This is a genomic window from Ensifer sp. VA4 (assembly GCF_055710065.1).
Window position 1 is genome coordinate 180,538 of sequence record NZ_JBVQPO010000008.1, and the last position, 20,886, is coordinate 201,423.

At 63.4% G+C, this 20,886-nt stretch carries 23 protein-coding genes; 13 read left to right on the forward strand and 10 right to left on the reverse strand.

Annotated features, from left to right (window positions below):
• Positions 1–67 precede the first annotated feature (67 nt).
• Entirely contained in the window at positions 68–289 is a 222-nt protein-coding gene (gene rpmE, locus AC0C6X_RS15920) for a 50S ribosomal protein L31 (protein ID WP_173520415.1), read from the reverse strand.
• A gap of 166 nt (positions 290–455) precedes the next feature.
• On the opposite strand from rpmE, the gene AC0C6X_RS15925 reads away from it, so the two are divergent.
• Positions 456–2,300 (forward strand): ABC transporter transmembrane domain-containing protein, encoded by a 1,845-nt coding sequence (locus tag AC0C6X_RS15925; protein ID WP_432704711.1) that lies wholly within the window; start codon positions 456–458, stop codon positions 2,298–2,300.
• Between the two features lie 134 nt (positions 2,301–2,434).
• The gene (locus AC0C6X_RS15930; RefSeq protein WP_472953963.1) at positions 2,435–3,427 is read left to right on the forward strand and encodes a Bug family tripartite tricarboxylate transporter substrate binding protein; all 993 of its coding nucleotides are present in this window, start codon (positions 2,435–2,437) and stop codon (positions 3,425–3,427) included.
• A gap of 239 nt (positions 3,428–3,666) precedes the next feature.
• Here the strand turns inward: AC0C6X_RS15930 and AC0C6X_RS15935 are convergent, their stop codons facing one another.
• From AC0C6X_RS15935 to AC0C6X_RS15960, 6 genes are all read right to left on the reverse strand, one after another.
• Positions 3,667–5,313 (reverse strand): FAD-binding dehydrogenase, encoded by a 1,647-nt coding sequence (locus AC0C6X_RS15935; protein ID WP_472953966.1) that lies wholly within the window; start codon positions 5,311–5,313, stop codon positions 3,667–3,669.
• Between the two features lie 163 nt (positions 5,314–5,476).
• A complete protein-coding gene (locus tag AC0C6X_RS15940) occupies positions 5,477–6,508 on the reverse strand; it encodes a peptidoglycan -binding protein (protein WP_173520411.1) in 1,032 nt (343 codons plus the stop codon).
• A gap of 3 nt (positions 6,509–6,511) precedes the next feature.
• Complete coding sequence (locus AC0C6X_RS15945) at positions 6,512–7,615, reverse strand: flagellar motor protein MotA (RefSeq protein WP_173520410.1); 1,104 nt, start codon at positions 7,613–7,615, stop codon at positions 6,512–6,514.
• Positions 7,616–7,870: 255 nt separating this feature from the next.
• The gene (locus AC0C6X_RS15950; RefSeq protein WP_173520409.1) at positions 7,871–8,671 is read right to left on the reverse strand and encodes an inositol monophosphatase family protein; all 801 of its coding nucleotides are present in this window, start codon (positions 8,669–8,671) and stop codon (positions 7,871–7,873) included.
• 316 nt (positions 8,672–8,987) lie between these two features.
• Complete coding sequence (locus tag AC0C6X_RS15955) at positions 8,988–10,085, reverse strand: tetratricopeptide repeat protein (protein ID WP_247959778.1); 1,098 nt, start codon at positions 10,083–10,085, stop codon at positions 8,988–8,990.
• A 60-nt stretch (positions 10,086–10,145) separates the two neighbouring features.
• On the reverse strand, positions 10,146–10,793 hold the full coding sequence (locus tag AC0C6X_RS15960) for a thiamine phosphate synthase (RefSeq protein ID WP_173520407.1): 648 nt from the start codon (positions 10,791–10,793) through the stop codon (positions 10,146–10,148).
• A gap of 107 nt (positions 10,794–10,900) precedes the next feature.
• On the opposite strand from AC0C6X_RS15960, the gene AC0C6X_RS15965 reads away from it, so the two are divergent.
• On the forward strand, positions 10,901–11,680 hold the full coding sequence (locus AC0C6X_RS15965) for a sulfite exporter TauE/SafE family protein (RefSeq protein WP_173520406.1): 780 nt from the start codon (positions 10,901–10,903) through the stop codon (positions 11,678–11,680).
• A gap of 100 nt (positions 11,681–11,780) precedes the next feature.
• A complete protein-coding gene (locus tag AC0C6X_RS15970; RefSeq protein ID WP_173520405.1) occupies positions 11,781–12,041 on the forward strand; it encodes an ArsR/SmtB family transcription factor in 261 nt (86 codons plus the stop codon).
• A 261-nt stretch (positions 12,042–12,302) separates the two neighbouring features.
• On the opposite strand, the gene AC0C6X_RS15975 is transcribed toward AC0C6X_RS15970, so the two are convergent.
• On the reverse strand, positions 12,303–12,476 hold the full coding sequence (locus AC0C6X_RS15975) for a YdcH family protein (protein WP_173520662.1): 174 nt from the start codon (positions 12,474–12,476) through the stop codon (positions 12,303–12,305).
• A 213-nt stretch (positions 12,477–12,689) separates the two neighbouring features.
• Here AC0C6X_RS15975 and AC0C6X_RS15980 point away from each other — a divergent pair, with 213 nt between their 5' ends.
• The 6 genes from AC0C6X_RS15980 to AC0C6X_RS16005 all read left to right on the forward strand — a co-directional run bounded on the left by AC0C6X_RS15980 (position 12,690) and on the right by AC0C6X_RS16005 (position 16,969).
• Positions 12,690–12,893, forward strand: coding sequence for a YdcH family protein (locus tag AC0C6X_RS15980; RefSeq protein WP_057254651.1), 204 nt, complete (start codon positions 12,690–12,692; stop codon positions 12,891–12,893).
• Positions 12,894–12,947: 54 nt separating this feature from the next.
• Positions 12,948–13,412 carry a 5-(carboxyamino)imidazole ribonucleotide mutase gene (gene purE / locus AC0C6X_RS15985; protein ID WP_065375341.1) on the forward strand — a complete coding sequence of 155 codons (465 nt, stop codon included), beginning with the start codon at positions 12,948–12,950 and terminating at the stop codon, positions 13,410–13,412.
• Entirely contained in the window at positions 13,409–14,464 is a 1,056-nt protein-coding gene (locus tag AC0C6X_RS15990; RefSeq protein WP_247959780.1) for a 5-(carboxyamino)imidazole ribonucleotide synthase, read from the forward strand. Before purE ends, AC0C6X_RS15990 begins: the two co-directional genes overlap by 4 nt.
• A gap of 171 nt (positions 14,465–14,635) precedes the next feature.
• The gene (gene ykgO, locus AC0C6X_RS15995) at positions 14,636–14,761 is read left to right on the forward strand and encodes a type B 50S ribosomal protein L36 (RefSeq protein ID WP_034806120.1); all 126 of its coding nucleotides are present in this window, start codon (positions 14,636–14,638) and stop codon (positions 14,759–14,761) included.
• Between the two features lie 74 nt (positions 14,762–14,835).
• A complete protein-coding gene (locus tag AC0C6X_RS16000; protein WP_247959781.1) occupies positions 14,836–15,450 on the forward strand; it encodes a tetratricopeptide repeat protein in 615 nt (204 codons plus the stop codon).
• Positions 15,451–15,952: 502 nt separating this feature from the next.
• Positions 15,953–16,969 carry an alpha/beta fold hydrolase gene (locus AC0C6X_RS16005; RefSeq protein WP_472953972.1) on the forward strand — a complete coding sequence of 339 codons (1,017 nt, stop codon included), beginning with the start codon at positions 15,953–15,955 and terminating at the stop codon, positions 16,967–16,969.
• Between the two features lie 18 nt (positions 16,970–16,987).
• Here the strand turns inward: AC0C6X_RS16005 and pyk are convergent, their stop codons facing one another.
• Both pyk and AC0C6X_RS16015 read right to left on the reverse strand, forming a co-directional pair.
• Positions 16,988–18,427, reverse strand: a complete 1,440-nt coding sequence (pyk, locus tag AC0C6X_RS16010; protein WP_472953974.1) for a pyruvate kinase — start codon at positions 18,425–18,427, stop codon at positions 16,988–16,990.
• Complete coding sequence (locus tag AC0C6X_RS16015; RefSeq protein ID WP_173520400.1) at positions 18,427–18,903, reverse strand: DUF1036 domain-containing protein; 477 nt, start codon at positions 18,901–18,903, stop codon at positions 18,427–18,429. Before AC0C6X_RS16015 ends, pyk begins: the two co-directional genes overlap by 1 nt.
• A gap of 194 nt (positions 18,904–19,097) precedes the next feature.
• Between AC0C6X_RS16015 and AC0C6X_RS16020 the strand changes: the two genes are divergently transcribed.
• The 3 genes from AC0C6X_RS16020 to AC0C6X_RS16030 all read left to right on the forward strand — a co-directional run bounded on the left by AC0C6X_RS16020 (position 19,098) and on the right by AC0C6X_RS16030 (position 20,755).
• Entirely contained in the window at positions 19,098–19,898 is an 801-nt protein-coding gene (locus AC0C6X_RS16020; RefSeq protein ID WP_472953976.1) for an N-formylglutamate amidohydrolase, read from the forward strand.
• 161 nt (positions 19,899–20,059) lie between these two features.
• A complete protein-coding gene (locus AC0C6X_RS16025; RefSeq protein ID WP_247959784.1) occupies positions 20,060–20,365 on the forward strand; it encodes a DUF1244 domain-containing protein in 306 nt (101 codons plus the stop codon).
• A 126-nt stretch (positions 20,366–20,491) separates the two neighbouring features.
• Positions 20,492–20,755, forward strand: coding sequence for a DUF2312 domain-containing protein (locus AC0C6X_RS16030; protein WP_065778663.1), 264 nt, complete (start codon positions 20,492–20,494; stop codon positions 20,753–20,755).
• Positions 20,756–20,886: the final 131 nt, after the last annotated feature.

The following is a 20,886-nucleotide window of genomic DNA, read 5'->3' on the forward strand; positions in this document are numbered from 1 at the left end:
CTCTCGATCGGCCAGCAAAAAGCCCGGCGCGATGGCCGGGCTTCGAGAATGCCGAAGAGGCGTTCGATTAGAGGCCGAGGCCTTCGAAGCGCTTCTTGAACTTGGAGACGCGGCCGCCGCGGTCCATGAGCTGCTGGTTGCCGCCCGTCCAAGCCGGGTGCGACTTCGGGTCGATTTCCAGGTTCATGGTGGCGCCTTCAGAACCCCAGGTCGAGCGGGTTTCGTATTCGGTGCCGTCAGTCATGACCACCTTGATCATGTGGTAGTCGGGATGGATGTCTGCCTTCATAACGATCTTCCTAGAGTTCCAGGGTCCAATTGTCGCAAGGCATTGCGACTTCGAGACCGAACACGTAAATGAAGCCGCGGACCGGCTGAAGGGCCACGGCTTCCCAATTCGATGCCGTGCCTATACATCAAGGTCTGCGGGATAACAAGTGCCGCGCGGAAGACTCATGGGCAAACCCTTTCCTCCGTGGTTGGCGAACGGGGGTCAAGTGTCCGAACGAGAAATCCAGGCGCCAGCGCGCAAATCCATCCGCCCTCTCGCCACGCTTCTACCTTACCTCGCCCGCTACCGCCATCTGGTCGTCGGCGCAGGCATCTCTCTGATCCTGGCCGCGGTCACGACGCTGGCGCTGCCTCTGGCCGTCCGGCGGATGGTCGACCACGGCTTTTCCAGTTCCGATTCCGGTTTCATCAATACCTACTTCTCGATGCTGATGATGCTCGCGGTCGTGCTCGCGCTGGCCAGCGCTGCGCGCTACTATTTCGTCATCACGCTGGGTGAGCGCATCGTTGCCGACCTCAGGCGCAATGTCTTCGATCGCGTCACCCGGCTTTCCGCTTCCTTCTTCGACGTCAACCAGTCCGGCGAGATCGTCTCGCGGCTGACGGCCGACACGACCCAGGTCAAGTCCGCCGTCGGCGCCACCGCTTCGGTCGCGCTGCGCAACCTGATCCTGTGTCTCGGTGCCATCGGCATGATGGTCTATACCAGCCCGAAGCTTTCGAGCCTGGTGCTGATCGCGATCCCGATCATCGTCTTCCCTCTCGTCGGCTTCGGCCGCTCCGTCCGCCGCCGCTCGCGTGAGGCGCAGGATACGCTTGCCACCGCGTCGGCCTATGCCGGCGAGGCGATTGCCGCATCACGCACGGTGCAGGCCTTCAATGGCGAGGCGCTCGCCAACAACCGCTTCGCCAGCGCTGTCGAGGATGCCTATGGCGCTGCGCGCGCCGCCATCAAGGCACGCTCGGTGCTCACCGCCTTCGCCATCACCATGGTCTTCGGCAGCGTCGTCGCGGTGCTCTGGTTCGGCGCGCATGACGTGCTTTCGGGCAACCTTTCCGCCGGCACGCTCAGCCAGTTCCTGCTCTACTCGGTCTTTGCCGCAGGCAGCCTCGGTTCGCTGTCGGAAGTCTGGGGCGAACTCTCGCAGGCCGCCGGGGCCGCCGAGCGGCTCAACGAACTGCTATCGGCGATCCCCGAGATCCAGGCACCGGCAAACCCCGTCGCCATGCCCGTGCCGGCCTCCGGCGCCATCGCCTTCGACGACGTCTATTTCGCCTATCCGGCACGTCCCGACTACAAGAGCCTGAACGGCCTCAGCTTCGCGATCAAGCCGGGCGAGACCGTTGCAATTGTCGGTCCTTCCGGTGCCGGCAAGAGCACGGTCTTCTCCATGATCCTGCGCTTCTACGATCCCGCCAACGGTGCGGTGATGGTCGACGGCCTCGACGTCCGTACTGTCGACCCGAAAGAACTGCGCGATCGGCTGGCGATCGTGCCGCAGGACGTCACGATCTTCGCCTCCTCGGTTCATGACAACATCGCCTTCGGTGTCCCCGGCGCGACCCGCGAGGCAGTACGCGCTGCGGCCGTCGCCGCGCAGGCGGACGAATTCATCGGCCGGCTCGACAACGGCTACGACACGCTCGTCGGAGAACGCGGCATCACGCTTTCCGGCGGCCAGCGCCAGCGTATCGCGATTGCCCGCGCCATCCTCAAGAACGCACCTATCCTGCTCCTCGACGAGGCCACCTCGGCTCTCGACGCCGAAAGCGAGACGCTGGTGCAGAAAGCCCTCGATGGCCTGCTGCGCGAGCGCACGACGATTATTATCGCCCACCGACTCGCGACCGTGCTGAAGGCAGACCGCATCCTGGTCATGGATCATGGCCGGATTGTCGAGGAAGGAACGCACGTTTCCCTCATCCGCCAGGGTGGCCTCTACGCCAAGCTCGCGCGGCTGCAGTTCGACCATGGCGCCGAGGCCCTGTTCGTCGCCACGAAAAACTGAGCTGCTGCGGCGGCTCGCTCCTCCTGATTTCACACCTGGCGGTTGCCGGCTGACAAGCAAGCCCTATTGTTATGGGGCCGGCCTGCCAGAGGCCGTTCTCTGCGGTTCGCAGACATGATCGGGAGGAAATTCGCATGGCATTTTCGCAACTGACCCGGCGCGCAACGCTGACGCTGGGCCTGATGGCGCTATCGGCGCTGCCCTTTGGCACTTCGGCCCTCGCCCAGGGCTTCCCTGACCGGCCGATAACCATGGTCGTTCCCTTCGCCGCCGGCGGCTCGACCGACGTGGTCGCCCGCATCGTCGCGCAGAAAATGTCAGAAGACCTCGGCGAACAGGTGATCGTCCAGAACGTCGCCGGCGCCGGCGGCAATCTCGGCGCCGCCAATGTCGCGCGCGCCGATCAGGACGGCTACACGATCCTGATGGGAACCGTCGCCACCCACGCGCTCAACCCGCTGATCCTGAAGACCAAGCCCTACGATCCGGAAAAGGACTTCGCGCCGATCTCGCTGCTGGTCATCGTGCCCAACGTGCTGGTCGTCAATCCCGAGCTTCCCGCCAAGAACGTCGAGGAACTGCTGGCGCTGCTTAAGGCCAAGCCCGACGAATACAGCTACGCCTCCTCCGGCAACGGCACGCCGCTGCATCTTTCCGGCGAACTCTTCAAGAAAATGGCCGGCGTCAGCATGCAACACATCCCCTACAAGGGCGCCGGCCCGGCGCTGAACGACGTCATCGGCAACCAGGTGCCGATCATGTTCGACAATCTCCCTTCCTCCTCCAGCCACATCAAGGCCGGAACGCTGCGGGCACTTGCCGTGACCACGGCGGAGCGCGCGCCCTCCTTCCCCGATGTCCCGACGGTCGCTGAATCCGGTATCCCGGGCTACGAGACCTATACCTGGAACGCGCTCTTCGCCCCGGCGAACACGCCGCAACCGGTGGTCGCTCGCCTCAACGAAGCAGCAAACAAGGCCATGAAGGATCCCGCCGTCATCGAGCGCATGAAGGAGTTCAGCGCCAAGATCGTCGGCTCGACCCCTGCGGAACTCGCCGCCCATGTGAGCGCTGAATTGGCAAAGTGGACGCCGGTCGTCCGCGACGCAAACGTGCAGATGGATTGACGCTCACCTGACCGGCTCGGTGAGGCCCGCCCCTCAACCGGCTGCCGCCACCTTCTCCCCGCCCGCGGGGAGAAGGACACCGGCGGCACGCCCTGTGCCCATATTCCATGCGCATACGGCCTCGCTCGATTTGCGTGAACCTGGTTACAACCCCGCCTCGGCGGCGATTGCGAGTGAGGATGTAGAAGGCTAGTCCTCGGGTTGAACCCGAGGAGAGGGCAGCTACGAGTACGCGGCAATCATACGCCCGCGGCCCCGCGCCCCGCCACTCGGCCGGAAAAGATGCAGCCGCCGAGGAAGGTGCCCTCGAGCGCGTTGTAGCCATGCATGCCGCCACCGCCGAAACCGGCGACCTCGCCGGCGGCGTAGAGACCTGGCACCGGCTCGCCCGATTGTTCCAGCACTCGACCCGAGAGGTCGGTCTGCAAACCGCCAAGCGTCTTGCGCGTCAGGATGTGCAGGCGGACGGCGATCAGCGGCCCTGCTTTCGGATCGAGCAGCCGGTGCGGCTTGGCGGTGCGCAGCAGCCGATCACCGCGATAGGCGCGGGCGCCGCGGATCGCGGTGACCTGGGCATCCTTGGAGAAGGGGTTGGTGATTTCGCGATCGCGCGCCTCGATCTGTTGGCGAAGGTGATCGGGCGACAGCCGGTTCTCGCCCGTCAGCGCGTTCATCGCCGGCACCAGGTCTTCGAGCCGGTCCCGGACGATGAAATCCTCGCCCCTGTCCATGAAAGCCTGGACCGGCCCGGGTGGGTTCTTGCCGAGCCGCTTCAGGAGCAGCGAGATATTCTTGCCGGTCAGGTCCGGGTTCTGCTCCGAACCGGAAAGCGCAAACTCCTTCTTGATGATCGCCCGCGTCAGGATGAACCAGCTATAGTCGTGGCCGCTGTCGCGGATCGCCTGCAGGGTCCCGAGCGTATCGAAACCCGGCATCGCCGGAGCGGAAAAGCGGTTGCCGTCTGCATCGCACCAGAAGGACGAGGGCCCAGGCAGGATGCGGATGCCATGATCCGGCCAGATCGGGTCGAAGTTCCTGAGCCCCTCGGTATAGTGCCACATGCGATCCGAGTTGATGACCGAGCCGCGCGCCCGGCCGGCAATCTCCAGCATGCGGCCGTCGACGTGGTGCGGCACGCCCGAAACCATCGTTGCCGGTGGCTGGCCAAGCCGCTTGCGCGGCCAGCTGCGCCGGACGAGATCGTGGTTGCCGCCAATGCCGCCCGAAGTGACGACGACCGCGCCCGCCGATATCTCGAAATCGCCGGCGACGTCGCGCGAGCTGCGCTCACCCCGTGCGACCGGATCCTCCTTCAGCAGTGCCCCGCGGGCACCCGTCACGCGGCCGTTCGAGGTCATGAGTTCGTCAACCCTATGGCGGAACCGGAAGCGCACGAGACCGCGGCTTTCCGCCTCCCGCGTCAGGCGGATGAAGGGTTCGAGCACCGCCGGTCCGGTGCCCCAGGTGACGTGGAAACGAGGCACCGAGTTGCCGTGGCCATGGGCAAGCCCACCACCGCGCTCGGCCCAGCCGACGACCGGAAACCAGCGCATGCCGAGGGAATGCAGCCAGCGGCGCTTTTCGCCAGCGGCAAAATCGAGATAGGCTTCCGCCCAACGCCGCGGCCAATGGTCCTCCGGACGGTCGAACTGCGAAGACCCCATCCAGTCCTGCCAGGCAAGCTCGCGCGAGTCGCGAATGCCCATGCGCCGCTGCTCGGGGCTATCGACGAAGAACAGGCCGCCGAGCGACCAGAAAGCCTGGCCGCCAAGGTTCTGTTCGCCTTCCTGATCGAGAACGATGACCTTGCGCCCGAGGGCGGCCGCCTCCGAAGCGGCGACCAAGCCGGCAAGCCCAGCGCCGATGACCAATACATCGCAATCCATGAAATGCCCTCCCCTGCATCCCATACGGCGACTTTCGCGTATCTTAAAAAACACGACGCTATGGAGTCGCCCTCGCCATATCCATGGCTGCAGCAACTGTTACGCGTACGTCAAGGTCAATTCAAGAGTCGGATGTCGCGCGCGGTACGTTCGGGACCGCGGCCTACTTTTCGGTCAGCTTGAGCTCGATGCGGCGGTTCTGGGCCCGGGCTTCCGGGGATTCGCCCGGCGCAATCGGCTGATACTCGCCGAAACCGGCGGCAACCAGGCGATCGGCAGGCACACCCTTCGAGATCAGGAACTTGACCACCGAGGTCGCGCGCGCCGAGGAAAGTTCCCAGTTGTCGGCATAGCGGCCGGCCCCGGAAAGCTGGACATTGTCGGTATGGCCGTCGACGCGCAGCACCCAGTTGATCTCCGCCGGAATCTCCTTGGCGAGATCGAGCAGTGCCGAGGCGAGTTTCGCCATCTCCGCCTGCCCCTCGGGATTGAGCTCACTGCCGCCGGATGGGAACAGTACCTCCGACTGGAACACGAAGCGGTCGCCGACGATGCGGATGTTTTCGCGATCGGAGAGGATCTCCCTCAAGCGTCCGAAGAAATCGGAGCGATAGCGGTTGAGCTCCTGCACCCGCTGGGCAAGCGCCACGTTCAGGCGGCGGCCAAGGTCAGCGATCTTCGTCTGCGACGCCTGGTCTTTCGCCTCCGATGCCTGGAGCGCATCCTCGATGGCGGCGATCTGGTTGCGCAGCGCCGCGATCTGCTGGTTCAGGAGTTCGATCTGGCTCATCGCCCGGGCGCTGATCTCGCGCTCGTTCTCGAGCTCCGAGCCGAGGCGCCCGATCTTCTGGTTGGCGGCTTCGCTGCTGCCGGCGCCCTGGTCGAGCAACGCCTGGAGCCGCGAACGCTCGCTTTCCGACTGGGACAGCGACGCCTGGAGGTTGGCGAGCGAATCCTCGAGATCCTGCTTGCCGCTCTTCTCGAGCGCCAGGAGCTGCGTGAGCTCGTTGATCTGGCTGTTCAGCCGCGTCAACACCTCGTCCTTGCCGCTGATTTCGCGGCTCAGCAGAAACTGCCCAAGAACGAAGACGGTGAGCAGGAACATGATCGAAAGCAGGAGCGTCGACAGCGCATCGACGAAACCCGGCCAATAGTCGATCGTGCGCTGCGAGCGGCCTTTGCGGGCGAGCGCCATGGATTATTCTCCTCCGGTCTCGTCCAGCTGCCCGAGCTTGGCCGACAACGACGACCTTTCGCCGGCGACGGTGATCCGCTCGCCGCCACCGATGCGCGACGACAATTTGTCGAGTGTCCTGCGCATCGCCTTGGCCTCTTCCTGCTGTGCTTCGATCCAGTCGCGCAGCATCTGCTGCTCGCCGCGCATGTTCTTCACCAGGCCCTGGATACCCTCGGCAAGGCTTGCCATGGCGGCGGTCGTGCGCTGGCTCGAACCGCCCTCCTGATTGAGGCGGAGCAGCTGATCCGTGAGCTTTTTCAACTCCTCGACCGGCGCACCCGAACGCACATCGAGCGACGGCGTCAGCTCGGAGCCGACGTCGGTGACGGAAGAAAGCCAGTTTTCAAGCTCGGTATAGAAACGGTTCTGGGCGCGGCCGGCCTGCAGGTCGAGGAAGCCGAGGATCAGCGAACCGGAAAGACCAAAGAGCGATGTCGAGAATGCCGTGCCCATGCCGGTCAACGGCGCCGAGAGGCCGCTCTTCAAGGCCGCCAGAATGTCTTCGGTCGTGCCCGAACCGGCATCCAGCGATTGGATGACCGTGTTGATCGAACCGATGGTGCCCAAAAGACCCCAGAAGGTGCCGAGCAGACCGAGAAACACGAGAAGACCGGTCAGGTAGCGTGAAATATCGCGCGATTCATCGAGGCGGGTCGCGATCGAATCCAGAATCGAACGCAGCGCCGTCGTCGAGATCGCCGTCTGGCGGGCACCGATCAGCGCCCGCATCGGCGCCAGCAGTACCGGGTCGCGGCCCACCTTGTCGGCACTGCCGGCGGCGCGGAAGGAATTGAACCAGCGCACCTCGGGCCGCAGGCCGAGCACATGGTTGAAGACGAGCAGGATGCCGATCAGCAGCACTCCGAGGATCAAGCCGTTGAGCCCGGGATTGGCGAGAAAGGCGTTGTGTGCCTGCCGAAAGAGGATTGCGCCCACGAAACCGACGATGATCAGGAAGACCACCATGATCCAGAAATAGTGCATGGGACTCGAAAGCTTGTGCGGATTGTAGCCTTCTTCCATGCCTTCCCGACCGCTCCACCCGGACAGATGCAATTGCGTCATGGGTATAAGTATCTCCCGGTTTTTACTTGTCGGACCGGCGCCGCGCCGGCGCGGAGCCTACTGCATAATTCCCGAAACCGAAATCGATTCAAGGATGAAATTCAGCCGTTCCCAAAGTGAGGCCACGGCCGCAACGGCCTTAGATAGGCACAGCCATGTGGCACTGTCGTGTTGCCTCATTCCCGATCAGCCAGAAAAACAAAGCCTCCGACGCGGGCGAGCGCCGGAGGCCGAGCATCCGAATGGGGGCGCTGCTTATTTCGTCGGCACCGGGCGGTGCACGACATCCTTGAGCGCCTTGGTGATGTATTCGTTGCCGCAGACGATCGAGCCGTCGTCGATCGGCTTGGCACCTCCGTTGATATCGTGCGCCCAGCCACCAGCCTCACGGATCAGCAGCACGCCGGCGGCAATGTCCCAGGCGGCGAGATCGCGCTCCCAATAACCGTCGTAGCGGCCGGCTGCCACATAGGCGAGATCAAGCGAGGCGGCGCCCATGCGGCGGATACCGGCCACTTCGCCCATCACGTGACGCAGTTCGATCAGGTACTTGCCGTGGTTGCCGCGTCCGAGATGCGGGGTACCGGTCGCGATGACCGCGTCGGACAAATGCTTGCGCGCGGCAACGCGCAGGCGGCGATCGTTGAGAAAGGCGCCGCCGCCGCGCTCGGCGGTGTAGAGTTCGTCAGTCGCCGGGTTGAAGATGACGGCGCCGACGATTTCGCCCTGACGCTCCAAGGCGATCGAAACGGCGAAATGCGGAATGCCGTGCAGGAAGTTGGTGGTGCCGTCGAGCGGGTCGACGATCCAGCGATGCGCGCCGTCCGTGCCGACGATCTCTTCGCCTTCCTCGCCGAGGAAGCCATAGGTCGGACGGGCCTTCAGGAGTTCCTCGCGGATGAGTTTCTCGGCCTTGCGGTCGGCCTGCGAAACATAGTCGCCGGGTCCCTTGAGCGAGACCTGCAGGTTCTGGACTTCGCCGAAATCGCGGGCCAACGACTTGCCGGCCTTGAAGGCGGCCTGAACCATGACATTGAGAAGAGCTGAACGGGCCATCTGGCGATCCCTTGAAAAACGAAGGCCGATCGAACGCTTCGATCGGACGTTGAACCTGCTTTGACGGAACATAGGCCGCATTGCCGGCCCTTCCGCATTCCCTCGATCGGAAACGATCCAAGGACCGAGGGCAAGCCGCAGATTGAGCTCCGTCGTCAAAAAACCGAGTGATTGCTCACTCCGCACGTGAACCGCAACGATTATCGGGCCGCCACGTGCAAAACCGCGGCCTCAGAACCACAAATGGCCCGCAAGTTCAAGCGAAATAGCATTTCCGCCGAACGGCCGTCAAAGATTCGACCGCGACCGGAGCCGTTCAGCTCCGGCGATACTTGTTGGCGGCACTGAGCGCCTGCTTCTGCTGTTCTTCGTTGAGACCGAGATAGAAGTCTTCGAGCGCGTCATCCTTGAGGCCGGCGCGACGCGAAAGCACATACCATTTCGCCGCCTCGACCGGATTGGGTCTGGTGCCGATGGCGTTGACGTAGAGGTGCGAAAGCCGGTTCTGCGCAACCACGTTGCCGCCCTCGGCCGCCCGCCGCATCCAGCCGAAACCCTCTTCGAGATTACGGTCGCCGGCAATGCCCTCGATCATCCAGATCGCGATGTCGAGCTGGGCCGTATCGTAACCCGCCCGCGCCGCGCGGATCAGCCATTCGCGCGCCCGGGCCCGCTTGCTTTCTTCGATGCCGTCGACATTGACCAGGATCTGCGACAGCGCATATTGCGCATCCGCGATGCCCTGCTCGGCCGACTTCTCATAATAGGGCATCGCCAGCTTCAGTCCCTTGGGTCCGGGATTGTCGGCGACGAGCGTCTGGCCGTAGTTGAACTGGGCCGAGCCGTTGCCGAGATCGGCGGCCTTCTTCATCAGCTCTTCGGACTTCTTCCGGTCGCGCTTGACGTAACGGCCCTCCATCAGGATCAGCGCGTATTTGAACATCGCGGCCGGATCGCCTTTTTCGGCCGCCTGGCCATACCAGAAGGCAGCCTGCTTGGGGTCGCGCACGACGCCCAGCCCCTGCTGCAGGATTTCGGCGATCAGCGTCTGCGCCGCCGGATCGCCAAGCTGCGCCCGCGGCAGCGCCAGATCCATCGCGGTCAGATAGTAGCCCCGTTGGAATGCGCCATAGGCATCGTCGACCTTGCCGGTAAAGGGTTTTTCCGCCGGCAATGCCGGCAATTCGGCGCCCATGCGATCGAAAACGTTGACGCCGGAAGATGGCACGGTGCCATCGGCCGGTTTCTTGTTGCCGCCAGCCGACTTGTCGTCGCCTTTGTCGGTCGCGGCCGCGCCCTCCGGCATCGCCGCCCCGTTGAAGGGCGTGATGCGGCCGCGCTTCTCGACGCCCGCGTCCCCTGTCCCGGCGTTCTGCTGCTGCGCATGCGCCGGCAGTGCCACGGCGGCGGCCATGGCAACAAGGAAAAGACCTCGACTCAATCTGGAAGGTAGTCGGCTCAACATCGACACGTCTTAATCTTCAAACCGTGGCGCTTTTTCGTCAAGAAGTGCGTTGACCGCAGCCACGACGGAAGGCGCCTGCCCGGGCTCGCCGAAGACGGCAAGGCGAAGCGCCACGAACTCTGCACCGGTCTCCGCCACCGCGAGCGCCGATTGCGGGTCAGTGCCGCCCATGACGATGCAGGGGATCTCGATCATCGACGCCCACCATTCGGCGAGCGCCAGGTTCTTCGGATGCGCTTCCGGCTTGATGTCGCCATCGGTCTTGCCGAAGAACACGTAGTCCGGGCGCACCTCGCCGATCTCGAGCGCGTGGTGGCGGTCTGCCGCATTGCCCCCGCCGACGATCAGTTTCGGCGTGTGTTTCTCGACCGCCTCGCCAAGCACTTCCGCATTGCCGGCAATGTGCAGGCCGTCGGCCTTGGCGCGGCCGGCCACGCGGGAGTCGCCCTCGATGAGTGCCGCGGCACCCGCCTCCTGGATGACTGGCACCAGACGCTCGGCGTGTTTCTGGAACTCGGAGTCGTCCAGCCCGTATTGCGGCACGATCACGGAAGCGACGTCGCCGCCCTTCAGGGCATCGGCGAGCACTTTCACGCGTTCCGCCGCATCGGGCATGTCGGGCGCAATCAGCACCAGGCGGCAACGTTCTGTTGTCATGTTCGGACATCCATTTCCGGCTGCATCCGCCAGGGTGGCGAAACCAGCGCTCGATTTCATTTGGGAAAACCGATAGACGGAGACTGCAAAAGGATCAACCGCCACCCATGCTTCCCGATCTAGACTTCTACCTTATCGCCATCCCGGCAGTTCTGCTCGTTGGGCTCAGCAAGGGCGGCATGGGGGAAGCGCTCTCGCTGATGGGCGTACCGATCCTGTCGATGGCAGTATCACCCGTCCAGGCGGCTGCCCTCCTTCTCCCGATCCTGATCGCGATGGATATCGTCTCCTTGTGGATGTGGCGCAAGCACGGCGATCGCACCACGCTCTTCATGCTGTTGCCGGGTGCCATTGCCGGCATCCTCATCGGCTGGGCGACCTCAGCCTACGTTTCGCGTGATCTCCTTCGCCTGATCATCGGCCTGCTCACCGTGCTCTTCGTGCTCCGATACGTCTACAATGTCTGGCGCATGCGCCTCGGCATCACCATCGCGCCGAAGAAGCAGCGGATCGGGCCGGCGGCGCTCTGGGGTTCCTTTGCCGGTTACGGCAGCTTCGTGGCGCACGCCGGCGGCCCACCCTTCCAGATCTACGCGCTGCCGCTGCAGCTCGCCCCCCGCGATTACACCGGCACCATCGTGCGCTTCTTCGCGATCCTGAATGCAGTGAAGCTCATCCCCTATTTCGCCTTGGGGCAACTGGACCTGAGCAACCTGAAAATCTCGGCGACGCTCTTTCCGCTCGCCATCGTCGCGACCGTGTGCGGGGCCTGGATCGTTCGCCGCATGAAGCCGCAGATCTTCTATCCCTTCATGTATACCATGGCCTTCGTCGCGGGCTCGAAGCTGCTCTGGGACGGTATCGGCAGCTTGGCAGCGGGCGGCTGAGCCGCGACCCAAGTATTACGGAAATATTGCAAAGCAAAATTAGCATATCGCATCGCACAAATTTCTTGCTGCTTCGCAAGATTTCGCCTAACGTCCGCCCATGACGATCGCGGACCCTTTCGATGCCATTGCGGACCCGAACCGGCGCCACCTGCTGGAGGAACTGCGACGCGCACCGAAAACCGTAAACGAACTGGCGCAGGGCCTGCCGATCAGCCGCCCGGCCGTATCGCAGCACCTGAAGGCCTTGCTGGATTGCAATCTGGTCTCGGTTTCGGCGAGCGGCACCCGGCGGATCTATGCGATCAACCGGCCGGGTTTCGACCGTCTCAATCTATGGCTCGACCAGTTCTGGTCCTGAGCCCGGCAGCCCGCCTACAGCGCCGCGCGTCTCATCAGACGCGCAAAGGTCGCTGTAGCTCCTTGAATTGCTGCATGTTTCCTTTAATCGGTTACGATTGAAGGAAACATGCAGCAGGCGACGCCCGAAAGAAACAGACCGGGCGTCGAGCCCGGTCCAGCATTCCGTATCTTCCGTCGTGGGGGATGGTTCTAAACCTTGTTGCGCCTACTCAGAGGGGAGATGGCGCCTCCCGATAGTCCTGGGAAATACCGTTGATAATCAGTGAGTCGAGGAACGAAGCCTTTCGATTTCGTCCTTGATGCGCAGCTTCCTCCGCTTGATGTCATTGATCAGCTCGTCTTCCACCGACGGCTGATTCAATGCTGCATGAAGCTCCTGTTCCAGGGCGCCATGTTTTTTCTCAAGCGTTGCAAGATGAGCCTCAACAGTCATTTGGCAGTCCCTTCCTTTTGCTTGCATCCGGCATGCAAATGCCGGATGTTCCATGGTTGTAACCTTACTACTGTGCCACGCCATTTTTCATTTGTCGAAGGCGAAATGATGACGACGGATAACTTCCCGTTACCGCCCAAGATGTGATAGAGCGGCGCATGAAATTCCGGTTCGAGGAGGACTTCGCAACCGGGCTGATGGGGATCGCTTTGCATGCCGGACCAGGACCAGGCCGAACTCAGACTGACCGCCGCGCGGCTGAGGCAGGAACATGAAGATTACGACGCTGCCATCAATGCCATGATCGAAACCGGCTGCGATGCGCTGCGGATCCAGCGCATGAAGAAGAAGAAGCTGGCGATCAAGGACAAGATCAGCAAGATCGAAGACCAGATCATCCCCGATATCATCGCCTGAACGCGGAACAGGATAGACGTGATCGACACCACGACCCCACCCGTCGCCATCATCATGGGAAGCCAGTCGGACTGGGAGACGATGAAGAACGCCGCCGACACGCTCGACGCGCTCGACATTGCCTATGAGGCGCGCATCGTCTCCGCCCATCGCACGCCCGATCGGCTCGTCAACTTCGCCAAGGGCGCCCGCGACGAGGGCTTCAAGGTGATCATCGCCGGCGCCGGCGGTGCGGCGCATCTGCCGGGCATGTGCGCCTCGATGACGCCGCTGCCGGTCTTCGGCGTACCGGTGCAGTCGAAGGCGCTTTCCGGCCAGGACAGCCTGCTCTCGATCGTCCAGATGCCCGCCGGCATCCCCGTCGGGACGCTGGCGATCGGCCGGGCCGGTGCCGTCAATGCCGCGCTGCTTGCCGCAGCGGTGCTTGCACTCAGCGACGACGATCTCGCCGACAGGCTCGACGACTGGCGCGAACAGCAGACGATTTCGGTCGCCGAATACCCGGTGGACGAGGCATGACCACCATCGGCATTATTGGCGGCGGCCAGCTCGGCCGCATGCTGGCGATGGCAGCAGCCCGACTGAACTTCCGCACCGTCATCCTCGAGCCGCAGGTCGACTGTCCGGCCGCACAGGTCGCCAACGAGCAGATCGTTGGCGCCTATGACGACGAGACGGCGCTCAGCCAGCTCGCTGCCGTCAGCGACATCATCACCTACGAATTCGAGAATGTGCCGGTCGCTTCCGCCGAACGGCTCGCCGCGAAACGTCCTATCTTCCCGCCGCCGAAAGCGCTGGAAGTCGCGCAGGACCGCCTCGTCGAAAAGCGCTTCATCAATGACTGCGGCATTGCAACGGCGCGCTTTCACGCCGTCGACAGCCAGGCCGACCTCGAAGCGGCCCTTGCCGATTTCGGCGGGACTGGCGTGCTCAAGACCCGCCGCCTTGGTTACGATGGCAAGGGACAGCGCGTCTTCCGCTCCGCCGAGGACAGCCCGGCCGGCGCTTTCGCGGCACTCGGCGGCGTGCCGCTGATCCTTGAAAGCTTCGTGCCTTTCGAGCGCGAGATCTCGATCATCGCCGCCCGCTCGACCGACGGTACGGTCGCCTGCTTCGATCCGGCCGAAAACGTGCATCGCAACGGCATCCTCCACACCTCGACGGTGCCGGCGGCCGTTGGCGCGGAGACGGCGGATGCGGCCCGCAAGGCCGCCAAGGCGATCCTCGATGCACTCGGCTATGTCGGCGTCATCGGCGTCGAATTCTTCGTCCTGGCCGACGGTAGTCTAATCGCCAACGAGATGGCGCCGCGCGTGCACAATTCCGGCCATTGGACGGAGGCGGCTTGCGTCGTCTCGCAATTCGAGCAGCATATCCGCGCCGTCGCGGGATTGCCGCTCGGCAATCCGCGCCGGCATTCCGACTGCGTCATGCAGAATCTGATCGGCGACGACCTCAACGATGTCCCGACATGGCTTGCCGAAGACGATGTGCTGGTGCACCTCTACGGCAAGACCGAGGCGCGCGCCGGCCGCAAAATGGGCCATGTCACACGGCTCGTTCGCGGCTGAAAGCCACAGAAATGCGGAGCAAGACGCCAAAATGGGGCGTCTTGTAGTTGACACGTCAGGGGTGACACGGTATTTGCCATCCCACCTTAAAGGAGCGCGCTGAACGGCGCGCTTTTGATTGTTAGAGATACCGGGCGAATTTTCGTTCCCCGAAACCTGCGGATCAGGAAAATGAAGATCAAGAATTCGCTCAAGTCGCTGAAGACCCGTCACCGCGAAAACCGTCTGGTTCGTCGCAAGGGCCGCATCTACATCATCAACAAGTCGAACCCGCGCTTCAAGGCTCGTCAGGGCTGATCCCAGCAGGGTGGTGGGCATCGCGTCGCCGATGTCCCAAAATTGATTATGAAGTTGTTCCATGGCGAGCTAACATGCTCGCCATGCGAGTTTTTGTACCCCTGATTCTGGCTTTCTCCGCCCTGCTCGCCACCTCTACAGGAGCTGGCAGTTTGTCCTTCGCGGCGGAAGCGGCGGCCCAGACGGAATCCGCCAGCCTCACCACACCCAAGCAACGACTGGATGCCCTGTTCGTGGACCTCAAGAAGGAACGCGACGCCGACAAGGCGCGTGAGCTCGCCAACCAGATCCGCTTGGAATGGCAGGATTCCGGCAGCGCCACCGTCAATCTCCTGATGCAGTGGGCCGACAAGGCTATCACCGACAACAAGCAGGCGGCCGCGCTCGACATCCTCGACCAGGTCATCACGCTTGCGCCCAACTATGTCGAAGGCTGGAACCGCCGCGCGACCTTGCATTACGCGATGGGCAATTACCGAAAATCCATGTCGGACATCAACCGCGTGCTGGCAATCGAACCTCGCCATTTCGGCGCGCTTGCCGGCATGGCGGCGATTCTCGGCGCCTCCGGCAAGGACGAGCTCGCCATGCGAGCCTGGGAGCAGTTCCTGGACATCTATCCCGCCGATCGCAAGGCGCAGGAGCAACTGGGCGAACTCGCCGAGAAGCTCGCCGGCAGCAAGACCTGAGCGGCCGCGTTACAGCCGATTGCAGCGCCGGCAAATATCCCTCCCCGCCGATGAAAGCGCTCTCCTCGAGTGGCGGCGGCCGCTCGACGTTTCCTTGAGCCGATCGGGCTGGAGGGCATCAGGCCCCCGGGCGGCGATCTCCCTGCTGTCGCCGCGCAATGGACCTGCGACCACCCGAACCTGTTCCTGACCCGCACCTTGAATGCCCAAGGCGTCGACGCCGGCCGGTCTCATATCCGCCGCGGAACGCGCCTTCCAAGCCTGACAGCGGCCTTTCGGTTTCTTCCAGGGAAGGCTGGCAAAGCCACGCCCGGATCGAGCGCGGTTGATTTCATCGTTGACATCACCGCCGATCAGTTCGGCGCTGCTCCGCTCCTCGTTGTCCCCCGCACGGACACCCGTTACAAGAAGGCGATCGCAATGCCCCGTACTTGCCTGTCAACGCGAATCGCTGACGCAGGTGCGGTGAATGACAATCGACGCCGGAAGACAGATAGAGACAATGTTTCCAGCCACTCTCCTGCTCATAGGACTAACGCTCGTCGGCATCGCCTATAGCCGCTGGCACGCACGCGCCTTCGCACGGCGGTTTCCCAACGTCGGCGAGCTGATCGACATCGGCGGCTATCGCATGAATAGTGTGCACCTGCCGGCCGCAGGGAAAGCCGATCTCTTGCCTGTCGTCTTCATCCATGGCGCCAGCGGCAATCTGCTCGATCAGCTGCACGCCTTCGCCCCGGCCCTTGATGGCCGCGCCGAGATGCTGTTCGTCGATCGTCCGGGCCACGGCTATTCCGAGCGGGGCGGAGCGGAAAACGACCGTCCGGACGGCCAGGCGGCGGCAATCGCCAAGCTGATGGACAAGCGCGGCATCCGTCGCGCCGTCATCGTCGGCCATTCCTTCGGCGGCGCCATCGCCGCGAGCTTCGCCCTGCATCATCCGGAACGGACTGCCGGTCTCGTCCTGCTGGCGCCAGCGACGCATCCCTGGCCTGGCGGCATCGACTGGTACTACCGCCTCACCGCACTGCCCTTCATCGGCTGGCTGTTCGCCCATACGCTGGTGACGCCGCTGGGGCAGCGGCGCATCGAAGGCGGCACGCGGTCGATCTTTTCACCCAATCCGCGGCCCGATGATTACGTCGACAAGACCGGCCCGCATCTGGTGCTGCGTCCCGCGACCTTCCGCAACAATGCGCGCGACGTGGCCAATCTGCATGCCTATCTGACCGCGACCGTTCCCCGCTACCGTGAAATCGACGCACCGACCGTCATCATCACCGGCGACAGCGACGGCGTCGTGCTGGCGGACATTCACTCTCGTGGACTGGCGCGCGATATCCCCGGCGCGGAGCTGCTGTGGATCGGCAATCTCGGTCACAAGCCCGACTACGTGGTCACCGACGTCGTCGTCGCCGCGCTCGAAAAGATGGCGGGCAAGCCGACCGACCTCGAGGAAATAAAAAGGCGGGCCGAAGCCCGCCTGACCAGGTCGTCGGAAGCCGTCAGCCAAAGCTGACCGCTTCGCAAAGCGGCGTCAGACGCCGCTCAAACCGTCCGAGCCGATATAGGCGATGCGCAGCATGTTGGTGGCGCCAGGGGTGCCCAAGGGCACGCCGGCAGAGATGATAATGCGCTCGCCGGGCTTGCCGAAGCCTTCGGTCGCAACGATGCGGCAGGCGCGGTTGACCATATCGTCGAGGTCGATCGCATCCTCGGTCACGACGCAGTGCAGCCCCCAGACGACCGAGAGGCGGCGTGCGGTCTGGACGATCGGAGAGAGGGCAATGATCGGAACCTGCGGCCGTTCGCGGGCGGCGCGAAGGCCGGTGGTGCCGGACGAGGTGTAGCAGACGATCGCGGAGAGACGGAGCGTCTCGGCGATCTGGTGGGCGGCGAGCGAAATCGCGTCGGCACCGGTTGCCTCCGGCGGCGTGCGCTGCGCGTAGATGATGCTGGAATAATGCGGGTCGCGCTCGACGTTGCTGGCGATCGACGCCATGGTCGAAACGGCTTCCACCGGATACTCGCCCGAGGCCGATTCGGCCGACAGCATGACGGCATCCGCACCTTCGAAGACGGCAGTCGCGACGTCGGAGACTTCCGCGCGCGTCGGAACCGGTGCGGAGATCATCGATTCCAGCATCTGCGTGGCAACGACCACCGGCTTGCCGGCACGGCGACAGGCGCGCGTCAGCTGCTTCTGCAGGCCCGGCACCGATTCCAGCGGCATTTCGACGCCGAGGTCGCCGCGCGCCACCATCAGCGCGTCCGAAAGCTCGATGATCTCATCGATCCGGTCGAGCGCCTGCGGCTTCTCGATCTTCGACATCAGGCCGACGCGGCCGCGGGCGATCTTGCGGACCTCGGCCAGGTCTTCCGGCCGCTGCACGAAGGAGAGCGCTACCCAGTCGATCTCGCCGGTTGCGAGAACCGCGTCGAGGTCGGCGCGGTCCTTGTCGGTCAGGACGCCGACGGCGAGCAGCGTATCCGGCAGGCTGACGCCCTTGCGATCGGAGATCTTCGTACCGGCGACGACGGTCGCAACGATGCTCTTGCCGTCGGTCTTCTCGGCCCTGAGATGCAGCTTGCCGTCATCGATCAGCAGGCGATGGCCGGGCTTGACCGCCTCGAGGATTTCCGGGTGCGGCAGGAAGACACGGGTGTTGTCGCCGGGCACATCCTTGTCGTCGAGCGTGAAGGTCTGGCCGACCTTCAGGTCCACCTTGCCTTCCGCGAACTTGCCGACACGCAGCTTCGGGCCCTGAAGGTCGGCAAGGATGCCGATCGGCCGGCCGCAGCGGCTTTCCACCGTGCGGATGCGCTGCACCAGCGTGCGCATCACGTCATGGCTCGCATGGCTCATGTTGATACGGAACAGATCAGCCCCGGCCTCGTGCAGCTTCTGGATCATCTGCTCGTCGGAAGACGCCGGTCCGAGCGTGGCGAGGATTTTGACTTTTCTGTTCCGCTTCATCAATTCTGGCTTTCCTGCGTGCCGGGCGTTTCGGAGAGCTGAACCATCCAGCTCCCTTGCCGCCCCGTGTCGTATTCCTTGAACCCCATGCGCTGGAAGCCGCGGGCAAAGCAGTCCTGGACGCCCGTGATCTTGAACTCGTTCTCGGCGACGCACATGTTGACGTCACCGGTCCAGCGGCCGCCGCGGGCCGCATCTTCCGCGTAGAGATAATAGTATCGTGACTGAAGCTCGCCCTCGATCAGGGTCGCACAGGTGGTGGCCGGAACCTGCCACCAGCCCTCCGTTACCCAGCCTTCCTTGGCCCGGTAACCGATCGCCACGCCGACGAGGTTTTGCGTGCCGTTGCAGACGCGAAAATCGGCGCGTGCTTCGTCGGCAAAGAGAAATGAGCTTGAGGTTGCCAGGAAAAACAGGAGGATGCCTCCCAGTGTCGTCAGCCCCGGCTTCGCTTTGGAAAAAGGATATCTGGACACGGCTTCCGATGGAACTCCGTTTTGATTTGCGTGGCACTTTCTTGCGACGGCCAGCCCCGAAAGTCAACGTAACTCTAATCGATTACAATCGGCAAATTGCTTTCAAATTACGCTAAACAGTTGCGGGTTTCTTGCGATTGACGCGCGCGCGTGCAATCAGCGAGGACGAGGCGAGACAAACAGACTGGACGGGCATGCAACACTATTCTCCCTATGAGATTATCGAAGCCGAGCCCAAAACCGGGCTCATTCTGCTGGCCGATCACGCGATGAACCGGCTGCCGGCGGAGTACGGCAGCCTCGGCCTGCCGGCCTCGGCATTCGAGCGGCATATCGCCTATGACATCGGCGTCGAAGCGCTGGTGCGGCAGCTCTCGCGAATGCTCGATGCGCCGGCAGTGCTCGGCTGCTTCTCCCGCCTGCTGATCGATCCCAACCGCGGCGAGGACGACCCGACGCTGGTCATGAAGATCTCCGACGGCGCGATCGTCCCCGGTAACCACCCGATCAGCGAAGAGGAATGGGAAAACCGGCTGAACCGGTTCCACCGCCCCTACCACCGCGCCGTTTCCGAGACGATCGGCCGAAGCGCCGAGGCGCATGGCGCGGCACCGCTCGTCATTTCCATCCATTCCTTCACACCGGCCTGGAAGGGCGTGGCCCGTCCCTGGCACGCTGCCGTCCTATGGGATAACGATCCGCGCGCCGTTCTGCCGCTCATCGAGAAACTCGAGGCATCCGGCGATATCGTCGTCGGCAACAACGAGCCCTATGACGGCGCGCTGCGCGGCGATACCATGTATCGCCATTGCATGACGCCCGGCATTCCCCACGCCCTGATCGAGGTGCGCCAGGACCTGATCGCCGACGAAGCGGGCGTTGCTGCCTGGGCCGAGCGGCTGGCACCGATCCTTGCGGGTCTCAACGCCATGCCCGAGTTGCATCGCTACGAGCGCCACGCCTCGCGCACCGGCGACTACGGCATGGTTGCTTGAATCGAGATCGATCTGAGGACAAATCATGCAGCGCTTCAAAGTGCTGCCGCAACCAAAGCGCGCTTTAAAAGATGCGCGGCGCTGTAGTAGAGCATTTCCGCTAAAGGTGCGTCGCGGTGTTGCGTCCGGAGATGCGTGGTAACTGAAGAGGATCGACGTCCATGACCGAACTGACCCCGGATCAGCAGATCGCCTTCGAGGCCGCCGCCTTTCGCCGCCTCGTCGCCCATCTGCGCGAGCGCTCCGATGTCCAGAACATCGATCTGATGAACCTCGCCGGCTTCTGCCGCAATTGTCTTTCCAACTGGTACCGCGAAGCCGCCGAGCAGGCGGGCGTTCCTCTCGCCAAGGAGGAGTCGCGCGAGATCATTTACGGCATGCCCTATGAGGAATGGCGCGAGCGCCACCAAAGGGAAGCAACCGCCGAGCAGAAGGCAGCCTTCGAGATCAACCGCCCGAAGGAATAAAGGCGTTTCGCCGGCGCCTGCCGCGGAAATGACCGCGTTGTTGCGCATTGACCCTTGACCTTGGCGGCTGTTCGCGGCACGTCACGGCACCCAAGAAATTCAATTCCCCGTATCAAGGAGAAGACCATGTCGGATGCTCACGGCGTCGCACGCGATCAGCTTCGTGCTTTCATCGAGCGGATCGAACGCCTGGAAGAAGAAAAGAAGACCATCGCCGACGACATTAAGGACGTCTACGGCGAAGCCAAGTCCATGGGCTTCGACACCAAGATCCTGCGCAAGGTCATCTCGATCCGCAAGCAGGATCACGACGAGCGCATGGAACAGGAAGCGATCCTTGACACCTACCTCCAGGCGCTCGGCATGGTGCCGGCAGCCGACGAAGAATAAGCACGCCTAAAAGGCCGCCGACCGGCGGCCTTCGCCTGGGACGCGAACTCCGGAACAAACTGCACTTCGACTACGTCCGAAAGCGGCAGTATCGAAAGCACGGTACAGAATCAAGAAGCCCGCCGGACTGA